The 25,960-nt window shown below is 72.6% G+C and carries 23 protein-coding genes; 13 read left to right on the top strand and 10 right to left on the bottom strand.

Translation table 11 applies throughout. The features are described 5' to 3' along the window. Positions 1-11: 11 nt before the first annotated feature. The 3 genes from ACBR40_RS36955 to ACBR40_RS36945 are packed head-to-tail and all read right to left on the bottom strand — an operon-like array spanning position 12 to position 2,248. Positions 12-284 (bottom strand): DUF4031 domain-containing protein, encoded by a 273-nt coding sequence (locus ACBR40_RS36955; protein ID WP_364445049.1) that lies wholly within the window; start codon positions 282-284, stop codon positions 12-14. Then, entirely contained in the window at positions 281-1,054 is a 774-nt protein-coding gene (locus ACBR40_RS36950) for an HAD family hydrolase (RefSeq protein WP_371251715.1), read from the bottom strand. The genes ACBR40_RS36955 and ACBR40_RS36950 overlap by 4 nt, the downstream gene beginning before the upstream one ends. An 18-nt stretch (positions 1,055-1,072) precedes the next feature. Next, entirely contained in the window at positions 1,073-2,248 is a 1,176-nt protein-coding gene (locus ACBR40_RS36945; protein ID WP_344218420.1) for a cytochrome P450, read from the bottom strand. A 295-nt stretch (positions 2,249-2,543) separates the two neighbouring features. Here ACBR40_RS36945 and ACBR40_RS36940 point away from each other — a divergent pair, with 295 nt between their 5' ends. Next, the gene (locus tag ACBR40_RS36940; RefSeq protein ID WP_371251714.1) at positions 2,544-3,782 is read left to right on the top strand and encodes a hypothetical protein; all 1,239 of its coding nucleotides are present in this window, start codon (positions 2,544-2,546) and stop codon (positions 3,780-3,782) included. A 24-nt stretch (positions 3,783-3,806) separates the two neighbouring features. Beyond that, positions 3,807-4,505 (top strand): DUF2786 domain-containing protein, encoded by a 699-nt coding sequence (locus ACBR40_RS36935; protein WP_371251713.1) that lies wholly within the window; start codon positions 3,807-3,809, stop codon positions 4,503-4,505. 65 nt (positions 4,506-4,570) lie between these two features. Here ACBR40_RS36935 and pgm read toward each other — a convergent pair whose 3' ends face one another. Further along, complete coding sequence (pgm, locus tag ACBR40_RS36930; protein ID WP_371251712.1) at positions 4,571-6,205, bottom strand: phosphoglucomutase (alpha-D-glucose-1,6-bisphosphate-dependent); 1,635 nt, start codon at positions 6,203-6,205, stop codon at positions 4,571-4,573. A 96-nt stretch (positions 6,206-6,301) separates the two neighbouring features. Here pgm and ACBR40_RS36925 point away from each other — a divergent pair, with 96 nt between their 5' ends. The 3 genes from ACBR40_RS36925 (at position 6,302) to thrS (ending at position 9,883) form a co-directional block, all read left to right on the top strand. Next, on the top strand, positions 6,302-7,201 hold the full coding sequence (locus tag ACBR40_RS36925) for a TIGR03564 family F420-dependent LLM class oxidoreductase (RefSeq protein WP_344218428.1): 900 nt from the start codon (positions 6,302-6,304) through the stop codon (positions 7,199-7,201). A 30-nt stretch (positions 7,202-7,231) separates the two neighbouring features. Further along, complete coding sequence (locus ACBR40_RS36920; protein ID WP_371251711.1) at positions 7,232-7,852, top strand: glycoside hydrolase family 25 protein; 621 nt, start codon at positions 7,232-7,234, stop codon at positions 7,850-7,852. 66 nt (positions 7,853-7,918) lie between these two features. Then, the gene (gene thrS / locus ACBR40_RS36915; RefSeq protein WP_344218432.1) at positions 7,919-9,883 is read left to right on the top strand and encodes a threonine--tRNA ligase; all 1,965 of its coding nucleotides are present in this window, start codon (positions 7,919-7,921) and stop codon (positions 9,881-9,883) included. A gap of 66 nt (positions 9,884-9,949) precedes the next feature. Here thrS and ACBR40_RS36910 read toward each other — a convergent pair whose 3' ends face one another. Then, complete coding sequence (locus ACBR40_RS36910) at positions 9,950-10,678, bottom strand: PIG-L deacetylase family protein (RefSeq protein ID WP_371251710.1); 729 nt, start codon at positions 10,676-10,678, stop codon at positions 9,950-9,952. Positions 10,679-10,765: 87 nt separating this feature from the next. On the opposite strand from ACBR40_RS36910, the gene ACBR40_RS36905 reads away from it, so the two are divergent. Next, the gene (locus tag ACBR40_RS36905) at positions 10,766-11,296 is read left to right on the top strand and encodes an HIT domain-containing protein (RefSeq protein ID WP_344218436.1); all 531 of its coding nucleotides are present in this window, start codon (positions 10,766-10,768) and stop codon (positions 11,294-11,296) included. On the opposite strand, the gene ACBR40_RS36900 is transcribed toward ACBR40_RS36905, so the two are convergent. Both ACBR40_RS36900 and ACBR40_RS36895 read right to left on the bottom strand, forming a co-directional pair. Beyond that, positions 11,252-13,324 (bottom strand): hypothetical protein, encoded by a 2,073-nt coding sequence (locus ACBR40_RS36900; RefSeq protein ID WP_371251709.1) that lies wholly within the window; start codon positions 13,322-13,324, stop codon positions 11,252-11,254. The genes ACBR40_RS36905 and ACBR40_RS36900 overlap by 45 nt on opposite strands. A 133-nt stretch (positions 13,325-13,457) precedes the next feature. Then, positions 13,458-14,414 carry a branched-chain amino acid transaminase gene (locus ACBR40_RS36895; protein ID WP_371251708.1) on the bottom strand — a complete coding sequence of 319 codons (957 nt, stop codon included), beginning with the start codon at positions 14,412-14,414 and terminating at the stop codon, positions 13,458-13,460. A gap of 90 nt (positions 14,415-14,504) precedes the next feature. On the opposite strand from ACBR40_RS36895, the gene ACBR40_RS36890 reads away from it, so the two are divergent. After that, the gene (locus tag ACBR40_RS36890) at positions 14,505-15,845 is read left to right on the top strand and encodes a PLP-dependent aminotransferase family protein (RefSeq protein ID WP_371251707.1); all 1,341 of its coding nucleotides are present in this window, start codon (positions 14,505-14,507) and stop codon (positions 15,843-15,845) included. Positions 15,846-15,986: 141 nt separating this feature from the next. On the opposite strand, the gene ACBR40_RS36885 is transcribed toward ACBR40_RS36890, so the two are convergent. Next, on the bottom strand, positions 15,987-16,916 hold the full coding sequence (locus ACBR40_RS36885) for a zinc-binding dehydrogenase (protein ID WP_371251706.1): 930 nt from the start codon (positions 16,914-16,916) through the stop codon (positions 15,987-15,989). A 98-nt stretch (positions 16,917-17,014) separates the two neighbouring features. On the opposite strand from ACBR40_RS36885, the gene ACBR40_RS36880 reads away from it, so the two are divergent. Then, on the top strand, positions 17,015-17,656 hold the full coding sequence (locus ACBR40_RS36880) for a TetR/AcrR family transcriptional regulator (protein WP_371251705.1): 642 nt from the start codon (positions 17,015-17,017) through the stop codon (positions 17,654-17,656). Here ACBR40_RS36880 and ACBR40_RS36875 read toward each other — a convergent pair. Continuing rightward, positions 17,643-19,205 (bottom strand): glycoside hydrolase family 10 protein, encoded by a 1,563-nt coding sequence (locus ACBR40_RS36875; protein WP_371251704.1) that lies wholly within the window; start codon positions 19,203-19,205, stop codon positions 17,643-17,645. The two genes, ACBR40_RS36880 and ACBR40_RS36875, sit on opposite strands and share 14 nt — an antisense overlap. A gap of 141 nt (positions 19,206-19,346) precedes the next feature. Beyond that, complete coding sequence (locus tag ACBR40_RS36870) at positions 19,347-21,485, bottom strand: elongation factor G-like protein EF-G2 (RefSeq protein WP_344218450.1); 2,139 nt, start codon at positions 21,483-21,485, stop codon at positions 19,347-19,349. 163 nt (positions 21,486-21,648) lie between these two features. Here ACBR40_RS36870 and pgsA point away from each other — a divergent pair, with 163 nt between their 5' ends. The 5 genes from pgsA (at position 21,649) to ACBR40_RS36845 (ending at position 25,913) form a co-directional block, all read left to right on the top strand. Further along, on the top strand, positions 21,649-22,251 hold the full coding sequence (gene pgsA, locus ACBR40_RS36865) for a phosphatidylinositol phosphate synthase (RefSeq protein WP_344218452.1): 603 nt from the start codon (positions 21,649-21,651) through the stop codon (positions 22,249-22,251). Next, positions 22,248-23,168 carry a phosphatidylinositol mannoside acyltransferase gene (locus tag ACBR40_RS36860; protein WP_344218454.1) on the top strand — a complete coding sequence of 307 codons (921 nt, stop codon included), beginning with the start codon at positions 22,248-22,250 and terminating at the stop codon, positions 23,166-23,168. Before pgsA ends, ACBR40_RS36860 begins: the two co-directional genes overlap by 4 nt. After that, entirely contained in the window at positions 23,165-24,295 is a 1,131-nt protein-coding gene (locus ACBR40_RS36855; protein ID WP_371251703.1) for a glycosyltransferase family 4 protein, read from the top strand. Before ACBR40_RS36860 ends, ACBR40_RS36855 begins: the two co-directional genes overlap by 4 nt. 8 nt (positions 24,296-24,303) lie before the next feature. Further along, a complete protein-coding gene (locus ACBR40_RS36850) occupies positions 24,304-24,834 on the top strand; it encodes a hypothetical protein (protein WP_371251777.1) in 531 nt (176 codons plus the stop codon). A 65-nt stretch (positions 24,835-24,899) separates the two neighbouring features. Continuing rightward, entirely contained in the window at positions 24,900-25,913 is a 1,014-nt protein-coding gene (locus tag ACBR40_RS36845) for a DUF3048 domain-containing protein (RefSeq protein ID WP_364445080.1), read from the top strand. The last annotated feature ends 47 nt before the right edge of the window (positions 25,914-25,960 follow it).

Here is a 25,960-nt window from a genome sequence, read left to right as displayed (position 1 = left end):
CGCCGGGGCGTTCATCGTGGGACGTGCCGCTTGCGGCGGCGCAGCCCCGCGGCGACCAGCCGGCGCAGCAGCTCCCGCGAACTGACCGCCTCGGCCCCCAGCGACACCGCCCGCGCGTGCACGGTCTCGGGCACGTCGTAGTGGTCGCGGTCGAACGCCCGCTCCGGCACCCCCAGCAGCGCGGCGAAGTCGTGCAGCTCGTCCAGCGTGTGGTCGCTGACCAGATGCGACCACATGAGCCCGCGCGGCCCCGGCCAGTTGGGAGGATCGATGAGAACGGTCACGAGGACAAGGGTAGGACCCGCCCGCGCACCTCGATCTCCCCGAGGTCGGCGACGACGGTCCCGGCCCCGGCGGCGCGCAGCTCGTCCGTCTGCCCGCTCTCGCGTACGACCCCGACGACCAGCCCGAACGCGCCCTTGCCCGCCGCCTCCACGCCCGCGCGCGCGGCGTCCACCACCGCGACGCGGGCCGGCGGCAGCTCCAGGCGGCGCGCCGCCTCCAGGAACAGGGCGGGGTCGGGCTGGCCGGGGAGGCGCAGCTCGGCGGCGTCCGCGCCGTCGACGATCACGTCGAACAGGTGGGACAGGGCGGCGGCCCGCACCAGCCGGCGTCCGTGCAGGCTCGCCGATACGGCCGCCGTCCTGGCGCCGCGCCGCCGCAGCTCGTGCAGCAGCGCCACGGCGGAGGGGAACGCGGCCACGCCGTACGCCTCCACCTGGGCGAGGAACGTCCGGTCCTTGGCCAGCCCCAGCCCGTGCACGGTGGGGGCGCCCGGCTCGTCGTCCGGCGTGCCCTCGGGAAGCGTGATGCCGCGCGCGGCGAGGAACGTGCGGATCCCGTCGAGGCGGGGCCGCCCGTCCAGATGGCGCAGGTAGTCCTCACGGATGTCGAACGGCGCGGAGCGGCCGCGCAGGAAGGTGTCGAAGACGTGCTTCCAGGCGGCCGCGTGTCCCCGGGCGGTGTCGGTGACCGCGCCGTCGGCCCCGAAGGCGACGGCGCCGACCCGGGTCAGGTCGATGACGGGCGCGTCAACAGCAGCAGGCTCGCTCACATGGCGAACGTAGCCCGTCTACCAGGTCACGGGTAGCGTCTTGAGCCCGTAGACGATGGCGAGCTCCCTGAACGTCACCTCGCCCGCCACCTGGAGCGTCGGGAAGCGGCGCAGCAGGGCGGGGAAGGCGATGCGCATCTCCATCTGCGCCAGGGGCGCGCCGATGCAGCGGTGGATGCCGTGGCCGAAGGCCATGTGGGAGCCGTCACGGCCGGGCCGGATCTCGTCGGCGTCCGCGCCGAGCGCGCGTGGGTCGCGGTTGGCGCCGATGAGCGAGCACAGCACCATCTCGCCCTTCTTGATCGGTACGCCGTGCAGCTCCAGGTCGTCGCGGGCGAAGCGCGGGAAGGCCACCTGCACCACGGACATGTAGCGCAGCAGCTCCTCGACGACGTCGTTGACGTGGCCGTCGACCTCGCGCACCTTCGCGGCCTGCTCCGGGTGCTCAAGCAGCCAGAGCGTGCCGAGGGCGAGCATGCTGGTGCTGGTGTCGTGGCCGCCGGTCAGCAGGCCGTCGGCCATGCTGGCGAGCGTGCGGTCGTCGAGCTCGTCGCCGTGCTCGCGCAGGAGCTGGCCGAGCAGGCCCTCGCCGGGGTTGAGCCGTTCCCTGGCGACCAGCTCGACGAGGTAGGCCATCGCGTCGTTGATCGCCTGCAGCGACGCCTCGGGCCCGGCGGTGAAGTCGAAGCGGTCCTTGCTGATCTTGACGAAGTCGGCCCGCTCCTCGTACGGGACGCCCAGCAGCTCGCACACCACCAGCGACGGGATCGGCAGCGCGAACTCCTCGAACAGGTCGACCGGCCTGCTCTCGGCGCCCTTGGCCTCGATGCGGTCGAGCGCCTCCTCGACCAGGGCCTCGATGCGCGGCTCCATCCTGCGCAGCCGCCGCACGGTGAACTCGGGGGTCAGGAACTTGCGCAGCCGGGTGTGCTCGGGCGGGTCACGGAAGCCCAGACCGCCCGGGTCCTCCTGGTTGGAGCCGAGGCCGATGACGCCCGCGAAGTCGTTGCTGAAGCGTTCGTGGTCGCCGAGCACCGTGCGGACGTCCTCCCAGCGGGTGACGAGGTACACGGTCTGGTCGCCTGGGATCTGCATGGGAAAGACCGGATGCTCGTTCCTGATGCGGCCGAGCTCGCCCACGGGGTCGAAGCCGTCGCGCATGAACTGGACGAGCGGGAACTCATTGTCTGCCATCGTGTCCGTCCTGCTGGGATATAGCGCACTATCTAGGGATAAATCCCTCGATAGATGGTCCCACCTGGAGAGCCTGCCGGGCCCCTCCGAAAGGACGAATTTACCCCTCACCCCGCCGGGCGACCTCCCGTTCGGCTCCGCCGTCCTCCGGCGGGCGGACCGGGACAGGGGAGGTGACCCCGGGAAAGCGGGGCAAACTGGGACGGCAGCCGGGGTTTGGCGTACAGATTGGCGACCTTCTGCGATGATCTCGTCGCATAGAGCCGGAGTTAACGCCCCCCACGGATAGTGACTGATGCCGACATTCGAGGAATTCACCGCCTTCGTCAACGAGAAACCGGTCGCCACCGCGGTCATCGCCCTGCTCAGCCTCCTCGGGCTGGCGCTCGCGTTCCTGGTGATCAGGGTCGCCTGGAGAGCCCTCGCCTGGCTGTTCGCCAGATACGTCGCCCCGCGCCCCATCGAGGACGTGCTGACCATCGTGGCCGCCTCCATCGCGACCGGAGTGTCGGCCCAGGGCATGTGGCGCTTCTCCGGCGACGTGCTGGGGCTGGACGGGCCGCTGCGGTTACTCCTGTTCGCCTTCATCGAGGTCGCCATCATCACCTCGGCCGTACGCGCCCGCCGCAACATGCGCGAGAACTTCTCCGCCGGCATCGACGGCATCGCCGTGTGGGCGCTGACCTGCCTGACCGCCGTCCTGTCGTCCATGGACGCGCGCAGCCTGCCCGAGGCCGTCTTCCGGCTCGCCGCGCCGCTGGTCGCCGCCTGGCTGTGGGAGCGCGGCATGGCCATCGAACGCCACCGCATCCGCGGCACCGGCCGCATCAACTGGCGGCTCACCCCCGAACGGCTGCTCGTCCGGCTCGGCCTGGCCGAGGTCAGCGACCGCACGGCCAGCGAGGTGGACGCCCACCGCAGGCTCACCCGCGTCGCGCTGGCCGCGAAGAAGGCCAAGGCGCTGCGCGAGGCCGGCGCGCCGGAGCGCAAGATGCGCGCCGCCCTCGCCAGGCTCGACAAGGCGATGGACCAGGCCGTCGAGCACACCGGGCTGGCCGTCGACCCGGCCCGCCAGGAGGCCCTGCTCGCCCAGATCGCCGCGCTCTACAACACCAGCGCCCTCATCGACGCCGACCCGCGCGTGCCGTGGGAGCACGACGCCGAGCGGCACCCGGTGCCCGCCCGCCCGGCGCTGCCGCCCGCGCTGGCCGACCTCGTGGACGACGAGGACGAGGACATCGAGGTGCTCGACACCACCCCGCAGGTGCTGTCCACCGCCGAGCGCGCCGCCCGGCAGCGGGCCGCCCGAGACTACTGGGACCGGCAGATCGCCAAGGGCATCGTGCCGCGCACCGTGGACATCGCCCAGGAGATCGGCATCTCGCTGGCCACCGCGCGCGAGTATCGTGCCCTGTGGAAGCTGGAGCCGCAGGCACACGCCCTCATCGAGGCGCTGTTCCAGCAGCACGGCATCGTGGACACGGGCGCCTTCCCCGCACTCGGGGCCGACGGGCGGGTGCTCGCCAAGCACTGAGCGGCGGCACCTGGGGGGCGGCACTTGCGCGAGCAGCGCACACTCGAACGCGTCAGGAAGCTCCTGGCCAAGGCCGAGCGCACCGACAACGAGCACGAGCGGGCCACGTTCATGGCGGCGGCCTCGGCGCTCATGGCCAAGCACGGCATCGACGCGCTGCCGCCGGGGGCCGACCGTGAGACGCCCGGCGACCGCGTCGTCACCCTGCCCGCACCCTGGGCGAGGGAGAAGGCCAGGCTCGTCAGCCTGGTCGCCCAGGCGGTGCGCTGCCGTCCGCTGCTCATCGGGCGCGGCGACGACGGCCAGCGCGTGCACGTCTTCGGCTTCGCCGCCGACCTGGAACGCGCCGACCTGCTGGCCACGTCCCTGCTGCTGCAGATGGCCTCGGGGCTGGCCCGCGTCCGGCCGCCCGGCGACGCCGTCTCGCCGCGCGCCTACCGGCGCTCCTGGCTGATCGGCTTCACCGACGAGGTCTACCGGCTGCTGTGCGCGGCCGAGGCGGGCGCCGAGTCCGACGCGGCGGCGGCCGGCACGGGGACCGCGCTCGTCCTCGCCGACCGCCGCGCCGAGGTGGAGCGCGCCGTGGCCGCGCACTACCCGCGCGTCAGGATGAGCGTCCCGCGCACCAGCGGCACCGGCTACGGCGACGGCGTCGCCGCCGCCCGCCACGCCGACCTCGGCCGCACCGGCATGACGTCGCCCGCCGCCCGCGAGCTGACCTGACCCGGCCTGCCCTGTCCGGGTCGCGGGGTCGGCCGGCCGGCGATGCCCTGTTCCAGGTCGCGGGGTCAGCCGGCCAGCGCGGCGGAGACCAGCGAACGGGCCTCCTCCTGGACCTTCGCCAGGTGGTCGGGGCCGCGGAAGGACTCGGCGTAGATCTTGTAGACGTCCTCGGTGCCGGACGGCCGGGCCGCGAACCAGGCGTGCTCGGTCGAGACCTTGACCCCGCCGAGCGCCGCGCCGTTGCCGGGCGCCGACGTCTGCACGGCGGTGATCTCCTCGCCGGCCAGCGACGACGCCGTCACCTGCGCGGCCGACAGCTTGCCGAGCACCGCCTTCTCCTCGCGGGTGGCGGGGGCGTCCACCCGCGCGTACGCCGGCTCGCCGAAGCGCCCCACCAGATCGGCGTAGTGGGCGCTCGGCGACCTGCCGGTGACCGCCAGGATCTCGGAGGCGAGCAGCGCGAGGATGATGCCGTCCTTGTCGGTGGACCACACCGAGCCGTCCCTGCGCAGGAACGACGCCCCCGCGCTCTCCTCGCCGCCGAAGCCGAGCGAGCCGTCCAGCAGCCCCGGCACGAACCACTTGAAGCCCACCGGCACCTCGTACAGCCGCCGGCCCAGGGACTCGGCGACCCGGTCGATGATGCCGCTGCTCACCATGGTCTTGCCGACCCCGGCGTCGGCCGGCCAGCCGTCGCGGTGGGCGTAGAGGTAGGAGATGGCGACCGCGAGGTAGTGGTTGGGGTTCATCAGGCCGCCGTCGGGGGTGACGACGCCGTGGCGGTCGGCGTCGGCGTCGTTGCCGGTGGCGATGTCGTAGCGGTCGCGGCCGGAGATGAGCGAGGCCATCGCGTACGGCGACGAGCAGTCCATCCGGATCTTGCCGTCCCAGTCGAGCGTCATGAACCGCCACGTCGGGTCCACCAGCGGGTTGACCACGGTCAGGTCGAGCCGGTGCCGCTCGGCGATCTCCCCCCAGTAGGCCACGCTCGCCCCGCCCAGCGGGTCGGCCCCGATGCGCACCCCGGCCGCCCTGATCGCGTCGAGGTCGAGCACGGAGGGCAGGTCGTCCACGTACGTGCCGAGGAAGTCGTACCGGCCGGCCCGCTCCAGGGCGCGGGTGTAGGGCACCCGCCTGACCTCCTTGAGCCCGTCGGCCAGCAGCCGGTTGGCGCGGTCCTGGATCCAGCCGGTGGCGTCGGTGCCGGCGGGGCCGCCGTTCGGCGGGTTGTACTTGAACCCGCCGTCGGCCGGCGGGTTGTGCGACGGCGTGACCACGACCCCGTCGGCGAGCCCGAAGGTGCGTCCCTGGTTGTGGCGCAGGATGGCGTGCGAGACGGCGGGCGTCGGCGTGTAGCCGTCGCGCGTGTCGATGAGCACGTCCACGTCGTTGGCCGCGAACACCTCCAGCGCCGACACCCGCGCGGGCTCCGACAGCGCGTGCGTGTCGATGCCCAGGAACAGCGGCCCGTCGGTGCCCTGCTCGCGGCGGTATTCGCAGATGGCCTGACTGGTGGCCAGGATGTGGCCCTCGTTGAAGGCCGCGCCGAGCGCCGACCCCCGGTGCCCCGAGGTGCCGAACGAGACCCGCTGCCCGGCCTGGTCAGGATCGGGACGCAGGGCGTAGTAGGACGTCACCAGCCGGGGGACGTCGACCAGGTCGGCGGGCTGAGCGGGCTGTCCGGCGCGTTCGTGGGTCATGCAGGCCACTTTACAAACGGGGCCCGGCGCGGCGGGTGACCGAGTCGGGGTGTGCGAAGTACATTCACGTCAGCAACCAGAATGGAGTTCTGTTCGATGCGTTACGGGTACTTCCTCAACGAGCCCACGGGCGCCGACCCCATCGGCGGCCTCCGCGACCAGATCACCCAGGCCGCCGAGGACGGCTTCAGCTCGGCCTGGCTGTCCCACATCTTCGGCCTCGACGCGATCACCGCCCTGGTCGCGGCCGGCGTGCAGGCGCCGCCTCTGGAGCTCGGCACCGCCGTGGTGCCCACCTACCCCCGCCACCCGGCCGCGCTGGCCCAGCAGGCCATGACCGCCAACGCCGCGCTCGGCGGCCGCTTCGCGCTCGGCCTCGGGCTGTCGCACCAGATCGTCATCGAGAACATGTTCGGTTACAGCTTCGAGCGGCCCGGCCGGCACATGAAGGAGTATCTGGACGTCCTCGTGCCGGCCAGCCGCGGCGAGCACGTGCGCTACCAGGGCGAGACGCTGAAGGCCGACATCAAACTGAGCACCCCCGGCGCCGGCTTCCCCGTGCTGGTGGCCGCGCTCGGCCCGCGCATGCTCAAGATGGCCGGCACCGTCGCCGACGGCACCGTCCTGTGGATGACCGGCCCGAAGACCGTCGCCGAGCACATCGTGCCGACCATCAGGGCCGCCGCGGCCGAGGCGGGGAGGGAGGAGCCGCGCGTCGTGTGCGCGCTGCCCGTCTGCGTCACCGACGACCCCGAGGGCGCCGTCGCCCGCGCCAACGAGGTCTTCAAGATCTACGGGCAGCTGCCCTCCTACCGCGCCATGCTCGACCGGGAGGGCGCCGCGAACCCCGGCGACATCGCCCTCGTGGGCGACGAGAAGACCGTCCTGGCCAAGCTCGAAGAGCTGGAGCGGGCCGGGGTCACCGACTTCGTCGGCTCCGTCTTCGCCGAGCGGGAACGCACGCGGAGCCTGCTGACCGGCGCGGCGAAGGGCTGAGGCGGGAGAGATCCCCCTAGCTTTGGCAAGGTGAAGTTTGGCAAGGTGAAGGGCGTGCTGCAGGGCATAGACGTGTCGAACTGGCAGGGCTCGGTCAACTGGCCCGGTCACGCCGAGGCGGGCGTGGCGTTCGCCTTCGCCAAGGCGACCGAGGGCGGCGACTGGACCGACAAGTGGTTCGCGCGCAACTGGAACGGCATGCGGGAGAGCTGGCTCGTCTGCGGCGCGTACCACTTCGCCCGCCCCAAGGGCGACCCCGTCCAGCACGCCCGCCACTTCCTGGCCACGATCAGGTCGGCCGGCGGGCTGCGCCGCGGCGACCTGATCGCGCTCGACCTGGAGACCGGCGACGGCCTGCGCCCCGAGCAGGTCGCGCGCTACGCCCGCCGCTGGTGCCACCACGTCGAGCGCAGCACCGGCGTGCGCCCCTTCATCTACACCTTCCACTCCTTCGCGAGCTCCGGGCACTGCGCCGGCCTCGGCGAACATCCCCTCTGGATCGCCGGCCCCGAACACGCCCGCGGCCGCCCCGCCGTCCCGAGGCCCTGGAACGACTGGACCATCCACCAGTACGCCCAGAGCCCCGTGGACCGCAACGTCTTCCACGGCACCCGGAAGGACCTGACAAAGCTGGGGTTTCACCCGCGATAGCATCGTTGTTCGTCACCGAAGCAGCCCCGGTGCCGGGCGCCGGGCGCGCGACCTCAAGGAGTCACCGTGTCAGCCGAGCTACACATCACCCTCGCCGGAGCCGAGCGTGTGGTGGCGGCCGGCACGACGGCCGGCGCCGCGCTGGAGGCCGACGGCCGCACGGTCATCGCGGCCAAGGTCAACGGCGAGGCCCGCGACCTGGCCCACGAGCTCGCCGACGGCGACGTGGTCGAGCCGATCGAGGTCTCCAGCGAAGAGGGCAGGGCGATCGTCCGCCACTCCACCGCGCACGTCATGGCGCAGGCGGTGCAGGAGCTGTTCCCCGAGGCCAAGCTGGGCATCGGGCCGCCCGTCGACAACGGCTTCTACTACGACTTCGACGTCGCCCAGGCGTTCAACCCCGACGACCTCAAGCGCATCGAGAAGCGCATGCGCGAGATCGTCAAGGAGGGGCAGCTGTTCTCCCGCCGGCCGGTCGGCGACGACGAGGCGCGGGCCGAGCTGGCCGGCGAGCCCTACAAGCTGGAGCTCATCGGGCTCAAGGGCGGCGCGGCCGACGAGGAGTCGGTCGAGGTCGGCGCGGGACAGCTCACCATCTACGACAACCTCGACGCCAAGAGCGGCGAGCTGCGCTGGAAGGACCTCTGCCGCGGCCCGCACGTGCCGTCCACCCGGTCCATCCCGGCCTTCAAGCTCATGCGCTCGGGCGGCGCCTACTGGCGGGGCAGCGAGAAGAACCCGCAGCTCCAGCGCATCTACGGCACCGCTTGGGAGTCCCGCGACAAGCAGGACGAATACCTCAAGCTGCTGGAGGAGGCCGAGAAGCGCGACCACCGCAAGCTGGGCGCCGAGCTCGACCTGTTCAGCTTCCCGCCCGAGCTGGGCAGCGGCCTGCCGATCTTCCACCCCAAGGGCGGCATCATCCGCAAGGAGATGGAAGACTACATGCGCCGGCGGCAGGCCGAGGCGGGCTACGAGTTCGTCAACACGCCGCACATCACCAAGTCGTCGCTGTTCGAGACCTCCGGCCACCTGCCGTGGTACGCCGACGACATGTTCCCGGCCTTCGAGCTGGAGGGCGTCGAATACCGCGTCAAGCCGATGAACTGCCCGATGCACAACCTCATCTTCCGTGCGCGTGGCCGTTCCTACCGTGAGCTGCCGCTGCGGCTGTGCGAGTTCGGCTCCGTCTACCGCTACGAGAAGTCCGGCGTCGTCCACGGCCTCACCCGGGTGCGCGGCATGACGCAGGACGACGCGCACATCTACACCACCCGCGAGCAGATGGCCGAGGAGATCCAGTCGCTGCTGCGGTTCGTGCTGAGCGTGCTGCGCGACTTCGGCCTCGAGGACTTCTACCTGGAGCTGTCCACCCGCGACGACTCCGAGAAGTTCATCGGCGACCCGGCCGAGTGGGAGGAGGCCACCGAGGCGCTGCGCCAGGTGGCCACCGAGTCGGGGCTCACGCTCAAGGACGACCCGGGCGGCGCGGCCTTCTACGGCCCGAAGATCTCCGTCCAGGCCAAGGACGCCATCGGCCGCACCTGGCAGCTGTCCACCATCCAGCTCGACCTCAACCAGCCCAAGCGGTTCGGGCTCGAATACCAGGCGGCCGACGGCTCCCGGCAGACGCCCGTCATGATCCACCGGGCGCTGTTCGGCTCCGTCGAGCGCTTCCTCGGCGTGCTCACCGAGCACTACGCCGGCGCCTTCCCGCCCTGGCTCGCGCCGGTGCAGGTGGTGGGCATCCCGATCGCCGAGGCCCACGTCCCCTACCTGCAGGACGTCGCCAAGAAGCTGCGCGAGCACGGCATCCGGGTCGAGGTCGACACGGCTGACGACCGCATGCAGAAGAAGATCCGCAACGCGCAGAAGGCCAAGGTGCCGTTCATGCTGCTGGCCGGCGACGACGACATCGCGAGCGGCGCGGTCTCCTTCCGCTACCGCAGCGGCGAGCAGAACAACGGCGTGCCGGTCGAGCAGGCGATCACCGAGATCGTCCGCGCGGTGGAGCAGCGCGTCCAGGTCTGACACTCAGGCGGCTGAGCTGACGGACGGGGGGCGGAGCCAGGCGGCTCCGCCCCCCGTCCGTGCTCGTCACCTGGGGAACAGGCGGAAGGTCACGGCGGGCCGGCCGCCGAAGCGCCCGGCCGCCTCCCGCGCCTGGCCCTCGATGAGGTCGCGGGCGTACTTCTCCGGGTCCTCGTCGGTCAGCGCCTCGATGTAGGCGCGGTGCGCCAGGAGCGAGCGCACGCCCCGCTCCAGGCCGTCGGTGACGTCCACGGCGTGGGTGGGCGTGTCGGTGCCGGCGACGGCGACCCAGCGCACGCCGTTCCACGGCTCGGCGTCCGTGTCGGGGAAGATCCACCGGTTGCCGGCGTCCCCGGCCGCGTCCAGCACGGCCCTGCCGACCGCCCGGTGGTCCGGGGTGTTCCAGTACGTGCCGCCCCACGTGTCGTCCGGGTTGAGGGTGATCACCAGCTCGGGGCGGTGCCGGCGGATCGCGGCGGCCAGGTCGCGGCGCAGGGCGACGCCGTACTCGATGACCCCGTCAGGGTGGCCGAGGAACTCCACCTCGCGCACGCCCACCACGGCGGCGCCGGCCAGTTCCTCCCGCTCGCGCAGCGGCCCGCTCTCGGCGGGGTCCAGGGTGTCGATGCCCGCCTCGCCGCTGCTGACCATCACGTACGCGACCTCGCGGCCGGCGTCGGTCCAGACGGCCACGGCGGCGGCGCAGCCGTACTCCAGGTCGTCGGGGTGGGCGACGATGGCCAGGGCACGCCGCCAGTCGCCGGGCATGGGCTCAAGCTGATCGTTCGTGGTCATCCCCACACCCTAGGGCGGTGCGGCCCGGCGGTGCTCCGCGCGAGCGGCCTCGAGACCCGGTCCGCCCGGGGTCCTATGCTGCTAGTTATGCACGATCAGGCAGGGGCCGGGGCCCCGGACAACTTCGACCGTCTCTGGACCCCGCATCGGATGGCGTACATCAAGGGTGAGAACAAGCCGACGGGCACCGGCCCGGGCGACGGGTGCCCGTTCGACGCCATCCCCGAGATGAGCGACGAGGACGGCCTGGTCGTGGCCCGGGGGGAGAGCGTCTACGCGGTGCTCAACCTCTATCCGTACAACTCCGGCCACCTCATGGTGGTGCCCTACCGGCACGTCTCCGACTACGACGAGCTGACCCCCGCCGAGCTGGTGGAGCTGGGCGAGTTCACCCAGAAGGCGCTGCGCGCGCTGCGCAAGGCCAGCGGCGCCCAGGGCTTCAACGTGGGCATGAACCTCGGCCACGTCGCCGGCGCGGGCATCGCCGCCCACCTGCACCAGCACGTGGTGCCCCGGTGGGGCGGCGACACCAACTTCATGCCGGTCGTCGCCCAGACGAAGGTGCTGCCGCAGCTACTTCGCGACACCCGCCAGCTGCTCGCCGACGCCTGGGGCTGACTCCTCCCGCCGCACCAGCACCCCGATGCCGGTGGCCAGCAGCAGCGGCACCGCCAGGGCCAGCGCCATGGACAGCACCGCCGCCCCTGAGTCGTTGACCAGCATGCCGACCACGCCGGCGACCATCGTGCCGATGAGCCCGGCCCGCAGCGCGGGCGAGTGCTCGAAGGCCGCCGGCACCACCCCGGCCGAGGCCTGGTCGGGGCGCAGGATCGCGTACACCAGGAAGGCCACGGCCACGATCACGATCGGCATGAGGTTGGGGCTGAGCAGCGTGGCCAGCATCGCCTGCAGCTTGCGCCAGATGACGTCGAACGCCTCGCCGGTCAGCACCTGGCCGACGAACCGGCCCAGATGGGTCTGCTCGTTCGGCGGCTTCAGATAGTTGAGCCAGGCGAACGTCATGACGATCACCCCGCCGGCCACGCAGAACAGCCCCAGCTTCACCAGCGACACCCGCTTGCCCGTCAGCACGAGCGCGGTCACCGCGATGCCCGGCACGAACGCGATCACGCCGCCGAAGTCGCTGCCCAGCCCCGACCCGCCGAGCACCATGGCCCCCGCCCCGAGGCCGACGATCGCGGCCAGCCCGATCCGGCCCGGCCAGCGGTGCGCGATCGCGGTGGTGGTGAGCAGGGTGCCGGTGGCGAACAGCGCGAACGGGATGTTGCCGAGCCCGAAGTAGCGGGCGCCCTGCTCGGCGCTGTAGCCCATGAAGCTGTTGAGCTGGAGCGTGGTGCCGGTCAGCAGGTCGCCGGCGAGCGTGAGCGCCGTGACCCCGGCCACCACCGCCAGCGGGCCGAGCGGGCGCCTGCGCCACGGCCCGCCCAGCGCCAGCGCGACGATCACCGCCCACCAGGCCAGCATCCAGCCGAACAGCTCCAGATGCGTGCTCCACGGCAGCAGGTTGACCAGGAACGTGGTGACCGGCAGCGCCGCGAGGCCCACCGCCGCCACCCGCACCAGGGGCAGCCGCCTGCGGCGGCGCAGCAGCACGAACGCCAGCACGTAGAACAGCACCTGCAGGACGGCCAGCGTGGTGAAGTACTGGCCCTTGGCCGAGCGCATCGTCTGCGCGGTCGCGTCGGCGCGGGCCATCGCCTCGATCGTCGCGCCGCCCTCGCCCGCCCGCATCGGCACGCCCACCACGGTGGCGGGCACGGGCACGCCCAGCTCGGTCAGCACGGTGGCGGTCAGGTCGGGCAGGATCGAGATGTCGTCGCGGTGGGTGGAGGCGGCGCCGAGCAGCCGGCCCTCCAGACCCGGGGCGCGCAGGGCGGCCACCCGCAGGTGAGGCACCGAGCCGTGGTCGGAGAGCCCGGCGAGCAGCACCGTCGTGCCTGCGGGCAGGGCCTCCAGCAGCGCGCCGGCCTTGGCGTCCGCCAGCCGCGCCGCCTCGCGGCGCCGGGCCGGGGCGAGCTGCTCGGGCGTCGCGGGCAGGCGGTCGCCGGTGAGGTAGGGGCTCACGAGGTCGTCGACGTCCATGACGGTCAGCCGGCACCGTTCGAGGTCGCCGGCGGCGAGCTGCGCGGGGGAGGCGTGGTAGCGCGGGACCCGGCCCTCGCGGTCGGCGAGCGCGAGCGCCGCGCCGGGACCGATCGCGAGCGAGCACTGCCCGGCCGCCTTCAGCGCCTCGCCCAGGTTGCCGGCCTCGCGGTTGCCCGCCACGTCGATGAGGTAGCGGTAGCCGGGGATGACCGCGCCCTCGCCCCGCTGCTCGGGGGCAGGGGGCGCGCCGCAGCCGTAGCCGGCCGCCGACCTGGTGCCCGCCGAGACGGTCAGCCAGCCGTCATAGGGGCAGGTCACGTTGCCGACCGTGCGGACCGACAGGGAGCCGATCGCGCTCGATCCGGCCAGCGCCCACAGGTGGGGGGTGTCGGCGGGGCTGAGGTCGTTCCAGTGCAGCGCGGGCACCCCGATCAACGCCACCCGCTGCGCGGCGGCGGGGGGCGCCGCGGCGGCGGCCGGCCCTTGGCCGGTCAAGAGCTGGCCGGCCAGTACGGCCAGCACGATCAGCGCGCGCCTCACCTCGAAGACCTCCCGCGACTCGGTTGGGGCGTCGTGCCACCGGCGCACGAGGGGCCGGTGGAGGCCGCGCCGTCGGACGCGACTACCCTCTCATGCCGCGACCCCACCGCGAGCCGGTTACGCGCACCCGGGATCAAGCACGCGGCACCAGGTCGGAGGCCGGGTCGTGCGGGCGGGCCAGGCCGCCGGACGCGGGCACCGGGGTCAGCCAGTGACGATGACGGTCGTCGCGGCCGTGGGTGACGGCGTCGTACGCGTCCGCGAGCTTCTCCGTGACCGGCCCGGGGCCGCCGAGCTCGCGCCCGTCCACGGCGCTGACGTGCACGACCCCGGCGCCGGTGCCGCACAGGAGGATCTCGTCGGCGGCGTACAGGTCGGTCCGCATCAGGTCCTGGCGGACGGCGGGGACGCCCAGGTCGGCGGCGAGCCGTTCGAGGGTGTCCTGGGTGATGCCGTCGAGCGCCCCCGCGCCGGGCGGCGGCGTGAGCAGCCGCCCGGCGCGCACCACGAAGAGGTTGGCGCCGGTGCACTCGCTGACGTGCCCGGCGGCGTTGAGCAGCACGGCCTCGTCGTAGCCGGCGGCCATGGCCTCGTCCTTGGCGAGGACGGAGTTGAGGTAGGGGCCGGTGGCCTTGGCCGCGACCGGGACGACCCGGTGGTCGTTGCGCCGCCAGGAGCTGGTCATGAGCCGCACGCCCGAGGTGCCGAGCAGCGGCGGCCACTCCCAGGTCGAGACGGAGACGACGGTCGGGCACCGGCGCGCGGCGATGCCCATCTCGCCGTGGCCCCGGTGGGCCAGGTGCCTGATGTAGCAGGCGGCGTGGCCGTTGGCGGCGACGGTCTCCAGGGTGGCGGCGCGCAGCTCGTCCACCGAGTACGGCAGCGCGAGCCCGATCATCCGCGCGCTGCGCACGAGCCGTGCCAGGTGGTCCTCCAGCCGGAACACCGCCGGCCCGTCCGGCGTCGCGAACACCCGGGTGCCCTCGAAGACGGCGGTGCCGTAGTGCAGGGCGTGCGTCAGCACGTGCACGCGGGCCTCACGCCAGGGGACCAGCTCCCCGTCCATCCAGATGTACGTGGCTTCGCGCACTATGCCCACCCTCTTCCTCATTGGCCGCAAGTTTGCGGGATATATGGGCCAATCGGCTGACAAGTGGCACAGTAGCGGGATACTAGTGGCATGGGAAGGGATGACAACCTCGTCACACTCGTCCGCGACCGGCTGCGCCTGCACCGGGGCACCCCCAGCCGCAGGCTCGCCGGCGCGCTGGCCGACCTGGCGCAGACCGGCGCCCTGGCCCCCGGCGACCGCCTGCCCTCCGAGCGCGACCTGGCCCAGGCGGTCGGCGTCAGCCGGGGCACGGTGGCGGCCGCGTTCAACGCCCTGTGCGAGGAGGGGCTGTGCGAGCGGCGGCACGGGAGCGGCACGTACGTGCTGGGCACGCCCTCGTTCGGCGGCCTGCTGAAGGGCGAGGCGGTGGTGGCCGACCTGTCCACCTCGGTCGTGCCCGATCCGTCCCACCTGGTCGTGCCCCCGCTCGACCCGGCCGCGCTGCTGCGCTCGCCGAGCGGCCACGGCTACGACGCCATGGGCGACCCCCGGCTGCGGGCGCTGCTGCGCGGGGGCGCGGCCGGCGCCTGGCCGGAGGGCGGGGGAGAGGTCCTGGTCACGGCCGGGGCGCAGCAGGGCATCGACCTGGCCGCGCGGGTGCTGCTGCGTCCCGGCGAGCGGGTCCTGGTCGGCGATCCCGCGTACGGGGGCGCGCTCAGCGTGTTCCGGCGCGCGGGGGCGATCGCCGTGCCCGTCGACCTGGCCTCGCCTCCCGCCGTGGCGGACGCGCTCGCCCGGCACCGGCCCGCCGCCGTGTACGTCGTCGCCGTCGAGAACCCCACGGGCGCGCTGCCCGACCTGCGGCCCGCCGCCGAGCTGGCCGCCGCGGCGGACGTGCCGCTCGTCGAGGACCGCACCCTGGCCGCCCTCGTGCATGACGGCGCGCCGCCGCCCGCGCCGCTGGCCCCGCTGCATCCGTACGGGACGGTGACGGTCGGCTCCCTGTCCAAGGTGCTGTGGGGCGGGCTGCGGGTGGGCTGGCTGTCCGCGCCCGAGCCGCTGCTGGCCCGCCTGGTGGACGCCAAGCTGGACGCCGACCTGGCGACCAGCGCGGTGGCCCAGCGGCTGGCGACCGACCTCCTCGACCACAACCCGTCAGGCCCGTGGCTCGCCGAGCTGGCCCGGCGCCGCGACCACTTCACGGCGGCCCTGGCCGCCCGGCTGCCCGAGTGGACGTGGGAGCGGCCGGCGGGCGGGCTGTCGGTGTGGGCGCGGCTGCCCGGCACGGACACCGACCGGTTCGCGGCGGCGGCCAGGGAGGAGGGGGTGGCGGTGGCGCCCGGCTCGCTGTTCTCGCCGGACGGCCGGCACCGCGATCGCCTGCGGCTCAGCTTCGCCCTCCCGCCGGCCCTCCTGGACCAGGCGGTCGAGGCCCTGACCCGCGCCTGGACCTCCGGCCACGGCGACTGAGCGGCCCCGGCCGGTTGCGGCCGCCACGGCGGTTGAGCGGCCCCCCGCCGGTCGTGGCCGGGCATGGCGGTTGAGCGGCCCCCCGCCGGTCGTGGCCGGGCATGGCGGTTGAAGCGGCCCCTCAACAGTGGGGCCGGGCCGTCAGGTGAGGTCGAGGACGGCCTTGCCGTGCAGGCGGCGCTCCAGCAGCGCGCTCACGGCCTCGCCGGCCCGGTCCCAGCCGCCGCGCCACGCCACGTGCGGGTCGAGGACGCCGTCGGCGACGCGCGCGGCCAGCCACGTCAGGTCCGCTTCCAGCGGCTGCCCGTCCAGCAGGTAGAAGGTGACGATCGAGCGCCCGTGCCGCCCGTCGTTGCCGTAGAACGCGCCGGGCGGGAAGACCTCGGGCTCCTCGGCGGAGTGGCCGACCGAGACCAATGTCCCGTGCGGCGCCAGCTTCATGAAGCCCTGCACGAGCTGCGGCCCGCCCACGCAGTCCACGACCCCGTCGAGCGCCCGGGAGGCCAGCTCGGGGGCGGCGACCACCTCGTGCGCGCCCAGCGCCCGCAATCCGTCCCCATGAGCGTGCGGGTCGCCGGTGGAGGCCACGACGTACGCGCCGCCGAGCGCGGCGAGCCGCACCGCGTACCGGCCGACGCCGCCCGTGGCCCCCGTGACCAGCACGCGCCGGCCGAGCAGCGGCCCGATCACGCGCAGGGCGCGCAGCGCGCTGGCCCCCGCGACCGGGACGGTGCTGATCGCACCGAGGTCGGCCCCCTCGGGCACGACGCCGAGCGCGCGGGTGTCCACGGCCCGCAGCTCGGCCCAGCCGCCGTCGCCGCCGAGGGTGACGACCGGCGTGCCGGCGGCGGGACCGGAGCCGTCCGCGGCCGGCCGCTCGACCACCCCGGCGGCGTCCCAGCCGATCACCGCGCCGTCCGGCGCGCCGGCCAGGCCGTGCCTGACCTCGCCGTAGTTGAGCGAGACGGCACTGACTCTGACCAGGGCCTCGTGCGGGCCGGGCACGGGATCGGCGGTCTCGCCGAGACGCAGGCCGGAGGCGGTGGAGTGGTCGACGAGCAAGGCACGCATGCGAGATCTCCTCGTGGAGCGAACGGGTGTCCGAGCCCATTTATGCCACTGAGTGGCATAAGCCTGCAAGTGGCATTCGCCCCTGCTACACTCCCCGCGTGACCCTGCGCGAACGCAAGAAACTCCGCACCCGGCAGTCCCTGATCGACACGGCGCTGGAGCAGTTCACCCGCCGTGGCTTCGACGGCGTCACGCTGGACGAGCTGTGCGAGGCGGTGGAGGTGTCCAAACGCACCTTCTTCCGCACCTTCGCCAGCAAGGAGGACGTCGCGATGGCGCCCGCGCAGGACCTGTGGACGCTCTTCCTCGCCGAGATGGAGTCCGCGGAGCCCGGCGGCCGGACGCTGCTGGAGACAGGGCGGGACACGTTGCTGGCGGCGCTGGAGCGCGCCGCGCAGGAGGAGGGCTGGGGCCGGCGGATGGCGCTGGCGTACGCGCTCGCCCAGCGCACGCCCTCGATGGACGCCCACAACCGGCACTTCTGCGAGAGCACCACGCGCAGCGCACTCGACATCCTGTGGCGGCGGTTCGGCCTCGGCGGCCCGGACGACCCTCGGCCCCGCCTGGCGATCGACATGCTGGTCGCGGCGTTCCACGTCGCGATGGCGGGCTGGGCCGACGGCCCCCAGCCCGACCCCGCCGACCTGGCCGCCCGGCTCCGCGACGCGGTGGCGGCCCTGCCCGCCGCCCTCGCCCTGGTCCCGGGCGAGGGCGGCGCGGCGGGCGTCAGCTCACCTTGACGCTCGTCGCCTTGCTCTCGTGCTGGAGCCGGTCGAGCGAGGTGACCAGATAGGTGCCGGCGGCCTTGGCGGTGTAGGACGGGGTGGTGACGACGGCGACCAGGCTGCGGGCGTCGGTCTCGTGGCAGGCCTCGCCGGACTTCGGCACCTGGTAGACCGCGTAGGCGCGGGCCCCCTGCGAGGGCGTCCACGACAGCGTCGTGCCCGCGGCCTTGACGTCCGCCGGCTTGGGCGGCGGCTGCCCGTCGAGGTCCTTCATGATCGGCAGCAGCGCCGGGCGGCTGTAGAACTCCTTGACGACGCGGTCCATCGCGCCCAGCGGGTTGGCCAGCAGGTTCTTCGCGCTGAAGTAGACGTCGCCCTTGACCTCGGGGTACTTGCGGTTGAGCGTCAGGTGCGCGGCCAGCTCGCCCGGCCTGGACCACGACTGGTCCTCGCCGACCCGGTAGAGCGCCTGGCCGATGTAGAGGTGCACGCCGGTGCCCTTGACCGCGCCCGCCCACCAGGGCAGCAGCACGCGGTAGTCGGCCGCCTTGAAGCCGCGCGGCCAGTAGAGCTGCGGCATGACGTAGTCGACCGAGCCGGCCTTGATCCAGGCGAGTGCGTCGGCGTAGATCGAGTCGTAGGCCGACATGCCGGAGGTGTTGGACCCGGACGGGTCCTGCGCCTTGTTGCGCCAGATGCCGAACGGGCTGATGCCGAACTTCACGTAGCTCTTGCGCTCGTGGACCGACTTGTCCACCTCGGCGACGAGCTTGTCGACGTTGGCGCGCCGCCAGTCGGCCAGGCTCTTGCCCTTGCCGTACTTGGCGAAGGCGGCCTTGTCGTCGAACTGCCCGCCCTCGCCCGGATAGGGGTAGAAGTAGTCGTCGAAGTGCACGCCGTCGACGTCGTAGCGGCTGACGACGTCGTCCACGACCTTGACGACGTGCTCGCGCACCTTGGGCAGGCCCGGGTTGTAGTAGAGGCGGCCGCCGTACTTGACGACCCAGCCGGGGTGCTGCCTGGCGGGGTGGTTGGCCGGGAGCTGTGAGACGTCCGACTCGTACGCCGCCCGGTAGGGATTGAACCAGGCGTGGAACTCGAGGTTGCGCTTGTGCGCCTCCTCGATGAGGAACGGCAGCGGGTCCCAGCCGGGATCCTTGCCCGCGACGCCGGTGAGGAACTTGGACCAGGGCTCAAGCGACGACTTGTAGATCGCGTCGGAAGCGGGCCTGACCTGCACGAAGACCGCGTTGAGATTGCGCTTGGCGGCGGTGTCGAGGATCTTGACGTATTCGGCCTTCTGGCGGGCCTGCGACAGACCGGCCTTGGACGGCCAGTCGAGGTTGGTGGTGGTCGCGATCCAGAGTCCGCGCAACTGGCGCTTGGGGTAGCGCGGGTCGGCCTTGCAGGCGGCGGCCGCCGCGGTGGCCGCGGTGGTGGCGGTGGTCGTCTTCTTCTTGCTCGCGGCGGGGCTCTCTCCGGCTCCTGGGCCGAACAGGTAGGCGGCCGTGGTGGTGGCGACGGCGAGAGCGGCGGCGGCCAAAAGTGGGCGTCCAGTACGCATAGTGCCACCCAGTCTGGCAGCCCGACGCCGGTGATCAGGCCAAAAGAGCGAAATGAAACCGTGATGCTTCTGTGATTATTTGTTATGGCTGGGCCGGGAGGGACCTGATTCGGCCCTCCCGGCTCCACGGTTGAGAGCGGATCAGCCGGCCGCGGCCATCTTGTTCGCCAGGTTCGGCGGCAGCGGCTCGTAGCGCAGGAACGAGCGGGTGAAGGTGCCCGTGCCGTGGGACATCGACCGCAGGTCGATCGCGTACCTCGTGATCTCCAGCTCGGGCACCTCGGCCCGCACCAGCGTGCGCCCGGTGCCGACGGGCTCGGTGCCGAGCACCCGCCCGCGCCGCGACGACAGGTCGGACATCACCGAGCCGACGTAGTCGTCGGCCACCAGCACCGACAGCTCGTCCACCGGCTCCAGCAGCAGCGTCGGCACCTTCGACGCGGCCTCCTTCAGCGCGAGCTGGCCGGCGATCTGGAAGGCCATGTCGGAGGAGTCGACCGAGTGGGCCTTGCCGTCGTACAGCGTGACCCGCACGTCCACCATCGGGTAGCCGGCCACGACGCCGCGCTCCATCTGGGCGCGCACGCCCTTCTCCACCGACGGGATGAACTGCCGCGGCACCACACCGCCGACGATCTTGTCGACGAACTCGAACCCGCCGCCGGAGGGCAGCGGCTCGACCTCGATGTGGCAGATGGCGTACTGGCCGTGGCCGCCGGTCTGCTTGACGTTGCGTCCCATCGCCTGGCACCTGCCGCCGAACGTCTCGCGCAGCGGCACCCGCAGGTCGACCCGCTCGACCTCGACGCCGTAGCGCTTGGACAGCCGGTCGAGCAGCACGTCGGTGTGCGCCTCGCCCATGCACCACAGCACGAGCTGCTTGGTCTCGGCGTTGTTCTCCAGCCGCAGCGTGGGGTCCTCGGCGACCAGCCGGGAGAGCGCCTGCGCCAGCTTGTCCTCGTCGGCCTTGGACCTGGCCCTGATCGCCACCGGCAGCAGCGGGTCGGGCATCGTCCAGGACGTCATCAGCAGCGGCCGCTCGACGTCGGAGATGGTGTCGCCGGTCTCGGCCCGGCCGAGCTTGGCCACCGCCACGATGTCGCCGGCCACGCCCTTGGGGATCGGGCGTTGATGCTTGCCCAGGGGGCAGGACAGCGTGCCGATGCGCTCGTCCACGTCGTGGTCCTCGTGCCCGCGGTCGGCCAGGCCGTGCCCCGAGACGTGCACCGTCATGTCGGGGCGCAGCGTGCCGGAGAAGACGCGGACGAGGCTGATGCGGCCGACGTACGGGTCGCTGGTGGTCTTGACGACCTCGGCCACCAGAGGGCCGTCGGGGTCGCAGGTGACGCCCTGCACCGGCTTGCCGGACAGGTCGGTGATCTCCGGCATCGGGTGCTCCAGCGGCGAGGGGAAGCCCTGGGTGATGACCTCCAGCACCTCGTGCGTGCCGACGCCGAGCCCGCTGCACACGACCGGGTAGAAGCTGCCGCGCTCCACGGCCTTCTCCAGGTCCTCGATGAGGACCTTGACGTCGATCGGCTCGCCCGCGAGGTAGCGGTCCATGAGCGACTCGTCCTCGCTCTCCTGGATGATCCCCTCGATGAGGCTGCCGCGGTGCTCCTCGATCTGCGCCTCGTAGCCGGCGCCGGGCTCCTTCTCGGTACGGGCGCCGGTCGCGTAGTTGTAGAACTTCTGCGTCAGCAGCCCGATCAGCCCGTTGACGTGGCCGTTGGTGATGACCGGCAGGTAGAGGGGCGCGACGCCGTCGCCGAAGGTCTCCTGGCAGGCGGCGAGCGCCTCCTCGAAGTTCGCCCGCTGGTGGTCGATCTTGGTGATGACGACCGCGCGGGGCATGCCGACCTGGGAGCACTCCTCCCAGAGCATCTGGGTGAGCCCGTCGATCCCGTCGGAGGCCGACACGACGAACAGCGCGGCGTCGGCCGCGCGCAGCCCGGCCCGCAGGTCGCCCACGAAGTCGGCGTAACCGGGCGTGTCGATGAGGTTGATCTTGATGCCGTTGTGCGTCAGCGGGGCCACGGCCAGGTTGACCGAGCGCTGCTGCCTGACCTCGACCTCGTCGAAGTCGCTGACCGTGTTGCCGTCCTCCACGCGCCCCGGGCGCTGGACGGTGCCCGTGGCGGCCAGCAGCTGCTCGACGAGGGTCGTCTTGCCCGCTCCCGAGTGGCCGACCAGCACGACATTGCGTATCGCATCAGCCCGGTCGGCCGAGGGTGCCCTGCCCGCGGCTCCCACGGCGCTGCCTGAGCTCTTCTCCGCCACATCAGCCTCCCGCGCGTCGAACTCCGTCCCGGATCGCGCCCGCGGAATGTGCTGGAAACCGCATGGACGCGGTGTGTTCACCAAATACCCGTGTGGCGGATATCACAAGAGGGGCGGGGCAAAGAAAGTGCCTGGGTCCGTGATGGCCTACGATCGGACCGCGATGCTCAAACTCCTGCGCCCGGCCATGACCCGGATACTCACCCCGCTGGGCAGGGCCCTCGTGAGCCGCGGGATCGGCCCGGACGCCGTCACGGCGATCGGCACCCTCGGCACCGTCGTGGCCGCCCTGACCTTCTTCCCCCTGGGCCAGCTGACCTGGGGCGCTCTCGTGATCACCGTCTTCGTGCTGTTCGACCTGCTCGACGGCGTGGTCGCCCGGCTCGGCGGCAAGGGGGGCAGCACCTGGGGCGCGTTCCTCGACTCGACGCTCGACCGGGTCGCCGACGCCGCCATCTTCGCCGGCCTGATCTTGTATTTCGTCTCCCGAGGCGACACGCTGATGGCGACGGTCACGCTGGTGTGCCTGATCGCCGGCGCGCTGGTCTCCTACGCGAAGGCCAGGGCGGAAGGGCTCGGCCTCACGGCCGACGTCGGGCTGGCCGAGCGTCCTGAGCGGCTGGTCGTGGCGCTGGTCGCGGCCTTCTTCTCGGGGCTCGGGGTGCCGTACGTGCTGGCGGCCGGCATGTGGCTGCTGGCCGCGGCGAGCGTGATCACGGTGGGCCAGCGGGTGTGGCACGTCCACGAGCAGGCGAGGGAGAGATGAGCGGGGACACGTCGTTCGGCGACCGGATCGTCGCCGCGGGCTTCGCGGCCGGCTGGAAACTCGTCCCGCTGCTGCCCGAGCGGCCCACGGCGGCGGTCTTCCGCCTGCTGGCGGACCGGGTGTGGGCCAGGCACGGCAAGTCGGTGGCGCGGCTGGAGTCCAACCTGGCGAGGGTGACCGGGCTGGAGCCGGGCAGCCGCGAGCTGAGCGAGCTGACCAGGGCGGGCATGCGCTCCTACTTCCGCTACTTCCATGAGATCTTCCGGCTGCCGCGGATGAGCGGCGCGGAGATCGTGCGCCGCACCCGCGTCGTCGGGGCCGAGCATATCCACGACACCGTGGCCGCAGGCCGGGGCGTGGTGCTCGCGCTGCCCCACATGGGCAACTGGGACCAGGCCGGCGCGTGGCTGGTCAACGTGGGCCACCCGTTCACGACGGTGGCCGAACGGCTCAAGCCCGAGTCGCTGTTCCGCCGCTACGTCGCCTTCCGCGAGGGCCTCGGCATGGAGGTGCTGCCGCTGACCGGCGGCGACGGCCACAACTTCGCCACCCTGGCCCTGCGGGTGCGCAGGGGCGGCGTCGTGTGCCTGCCGGCCGAGCGCGACCTGACGAAGACCGGCGTGGAGGTGCGCTTCTTCGGCGCCGCCACCAAGATGCCCGCGGGGCCGCCGCTGCTGGCCGTGCAGACCGGGGCCGCGCTGCTGCCCGCGATCGTGCACTTCGACGGCGACGACTGGGGCATCCAGATCCAGGAGGAGCTCCCGGTGCCGGCCGAGGGCACCCGGCAGGAGAAGGTGCAGGCGCTCGCCCAGGGGCTCGCCGACGCCTTCGAGAAGGGCATCGCCCAGTATCCGGAGGACTGGCACATGCTGCAGCGGCTCTGGCTGGACGACCTGCCGGGCGGGGCCGGCCGATGAAGGTCGGCATCGTCTGCCCCTACTCGTGGGACATGCCGGGCGGCGTCAAGCAGCACATCGACGACCTGACCCAGGCGCTGGCGGCGCAGGGCCACGACGTGTCGGTGATCGCGCCGGCGGCCGACGACGACGAGCTGCCTCCTTACGTCACCGGCGCGGGCCGCGCGGTGCCGGTGCCCTACAACGGGTCGGTGGCCCGGATGTCGTTCGGTTTCCTGTCGGCGGCGCGGGTGCGGCGCTGGGTGCGCACCGGCGACTTCGACGTGCTGCACATCCACGAGCCGCTGATCCCGAGCCTCGGCGTGCTGGCCTGCTGGGCGGCCAAGGGGCCGATCGTGGCGACCTTCCACGCCTCGTTCTCGCGCTCGCGGGCGATCGCGGTGGCCGAGCCGCTGCTGCGCAGCGCGCTGGAGAAGCTGACCGGCCGCATCGCGGTCTCCGACGCGGCCCGCAAGAGCCTCGTCGAGCAGTTCGGCGGCGACGCGGTGCTCATCCCCAACGGGGTGACCGTCGACCGCTACGCGCGGGCCGAGCCGCTGGAGGGCTGGGGCCCCGACGGCCGCACGATCGGCTTCCTCGGCCGCATGGACGAGGAGCGCAAGGGCCTGCCGATCCTGCTGGAGGCGTTCGCCGTGCTGGCGGCCGACCGGCCCGAGGTCAAGCTGCTCATCGCGGGGCCCGGCGACGAGAAGGACGTCTACGACAAGATCCCCGCGCGCTTCCACGACCGGGTGACGGTGCTGGGCATGGTGAGCGAGGCCGACAAGATCCGCGCCTACCACTCGGTGGACGTGTTCTGCGCCCCCAACACCCGCGGCGAGAGCTTCGGCATCGTGCTCGCCGAGGCCATGGCCTCCGGGGCGACGGTGCTGGCCAGCGACATCCCGGCCTTCCGCAAGGTGCTCGGCGACGGCCAGGCGGGCGCGCTGTTCGCCAACGGCGACTCGGCCTCCCTGGCCCGCGAGGCCGGTGCGCTGCTCGACGCGCCGGAGCGCCGGGCCAAGCTGGCCGAGGAGGCGCTGGTGGCGGTCAGGAAGTACGACTGGTCCACGGTGGCCCGCGACGTCGTGCGCGTCTACGAGACGGTCACCGCGGCGGGCGCCGGCCGGGTGGAGGAGGACCTGTGACGTCGACCATGGCCGTGCTGGTCGCCGGCCTCGTCGTGGTGCTGCTCGCGGTCTACGTCTCCTGGCGCGCGGGCCGGCTCGACCGCCTGCACATCCGCCTGGAGCTGGCCCGCGAGTCGATGGACGCGGCGCTGACCCGCCGCCGGGCCGTGGTGCTGGAGCTGGCCGGCTCGCGCCTGCTCGACCCGGCCACGTCGCTGGTGCTGGCCGCGGCGGCGCACGAGGCCAGGATCGCCGGTCCCGAGGAGCGCGAGCACGCCGAGAGCGACCTGTCACGGGCGCTGCGGGCGGCGGTGGACCAGGAGCGCTTCAGGGAGAAGCTGGCCGAGTCGCCCGGCGGCGCCGACCTGCTGGAGGAGCTGGACGCGGCGGTGGCCAAGGTGGTCTACGCGCGCCGCTTCTACAACAACGCGGTGGCCGTCACGCGGACGGCGCAGCGCCGCTGGCTGGCGCGTACGCTGCGGCTGGCGGGCCACACGGACTACCCCGCTTTCTTCGAGATTGATGACAATCCCCCGGCGACCATGGCAACTGAATGACCAGATTTGGGGGGAAGCAGTAAGCTCATGCCGGTTTGCCAGGCATGGAGCGAGGAGTGTTCAACGTGCGGCTACCCCGGATGATCTCGGTCACGCTGGCCGGAGCGGCCGTGCTGCTGCCCATGGCGGCCTGCTCCAGTGAGGAGCCCGCCGCCGGCCAGGCCCCCCAGGCCGCCACCGCGGCCCCCAGCGACGAGCCCGAGGAGTCGGCGCCGGCGCATCCGTTCACCGGCAAGCCGTACGACACGCTGAAGCCGGTGCTCGCGGTCAAGATCGAGAACACCGCGGCCGGCAAGCCGCAGCTCGGGCTGAAGAGCGCCGACATCGTCTACGTCGAGCAGGTCGAGGCCGGGCTGACCCGGCTCATGGCGATCTTCTCCTCGAAGCTGCCGGCCAAGGTGGGCCCGGTCCGCAGCGCGCGCGTCTCCGACCTGCACATCGCGCCGATGTTCGGCAAGCCCGCCTTCTCCTACTCGGGCGCGCAGACCAAGATGCTCCCGCTGATCGCGGAGGCCTCGCTCTGGGACGTCGGCGACACCCGCAACCCCGGCGCCTACTACCGCGAGCCCGGCCGCTTCGCCCCCTACAACCTGTTCGCCACCACCAAGCAGCTCCTCGCCAAGGCGCCCAAGGCGAGCAAGGCCCACGACATCGGCTTCACCTTCGGGGAGGCGCCGGAGGGCGGGGTGGAGCGGAAGTCGTACACGGTCCGCTGGCCCGCCGCGCGCTTCACCTTCGCCTGGAACGAGCAGCGCAAGCTGTGGATGATCTGGCAGGACGGCAAGAAGGACATGGCCGCCGAGGGCGGGCAGCTCGGCGCCCCGACGATCGTCGTCCAGTACACCAAGACCGAGCGCTCGCAGTTCCACGACAAGAACCAGAGCTACACGCCGCTCGTGCACACCACCGGCAAGGGCTCGGCGATCGTGCTGCGCGACGGCAAAGCTTTCAAGGCGCGCTGGGAACGGGAATCGGAGGACAGCGGTACGACGTTCACAACGGAGAGCGGCGAGCCGATGAACTTCGCGCCCGGCCAGGTCTGGGTGGCGCTCGCCAGCCGCAAGCCCGTGATCCCTTAGCCGCCTGCATGTACAACAACAGCCCTGAATCCTGACATCTTGGCATG

This window comes from Nonomuraea sp. AD125B (assembly GCF_041402765.1).
GTDB lineage: Bacteria > Actinomycetota > Actinomycetes > Streptosporangiales > Streptosporangiaceae > Nonomuraea > Nonomuraea bangladeshensis.
This window is presented reverse-complemented; position numbering and strand designations above follow the sequence as displayed.

Bases quoted from the DNA above. Each gene is read 5' to 3' on its own strand.
- ACBR40_RS36945 (WP_344218420.1), bottom strand. From the start codon at position 2,248: ATGGCAGACAATGAGTTCCCGCTCGTCCAGTTCATGCGCGACGGCTTC.
- ACBR40_RS36940 (WP_371251714.1), top strand. From the start codon at position 2,544: ATGCCGACATTCGAGGAATTCACCGCCTTCGTCAACGAGAAACCGGTC.
- pgm (WP_371251712.1), bottom strand. From the start codon at position 6,205: ATGACCCACGAACGCGCCGGACAGCCCGCTCAGCCCGCCGACCTGGTC.
- ACBR40_RS36925 (WP_344218428.1), top strand. From the start codon at position 6,302: ATGCGTTACGGGTACTTCCTCAACGAGCCCACGGGCGCCGACCCCATC.
- ACBR40_RS36910 (WP_371251710.1), bottom strand. From the start codon at position 10,678: ATGACCACGAACGATCAGCTTGAGCCCATGCCCGGCGACTGGCGGCGT.
- ACBR40_RS36905 (WP_344218436.1), top strand. From the start codon at position 10,766: ATGCACGATCAGGCAGGGGCCGGGGCCCCGGACAACTTCGACCGTCTC.
- ACBR40_RS36890 (WP_371251707.1), top strand. From the start codon at position 14,505: ATGGGAAGGGATGACAACCTCGTCACACTCGTCCGCGACCGGCTGCGC.
- ACBR40_RS36885 (WP_371251706.1), bottom strand. From the start codon at position 16,916: ATGCGTGCCTTGCTCGTCGACCACTCCACCGCCTCCGGCCTGCGTCTC.
- ACBR40_RS36875 (WP_371251704.1), bottom strand. From the start codon at position 19,205: ATGCGTACTGGACGCCCACTTTTGGCCGCCGCCGCTCTCGCCGTCGCC.
- pgsA (WP_344218452.1), top strand. From the start codon at position 21,649: ATGCTCAAACTCCTGCGCCCGGCCATGACCCGGATACTCACCCCGCTG.
- ACBR40_RS36860 (WP_344218454.1), top strand. From the start codon at position 22,248: ATGAGCGGGGACACGTCGTTCGGCGACCGGATCGTCGCCGCGGGCTTC.
- ACBR40_RS36855 (WP_371251703.1), top strand. From the start codon at position 23,165: ATGAAGGTCGGCATCGTCTGCCCCTACTCGTGGGACATGCCGGGCGGC.
- ACBR40_RS36850 (WP_371251777.1), top strand. From the start codon at position 24,304: ATGGCCGTGCTGGTCGCCGGCCTCGTCGTGGTGCTGCTCGCGGTCTAC.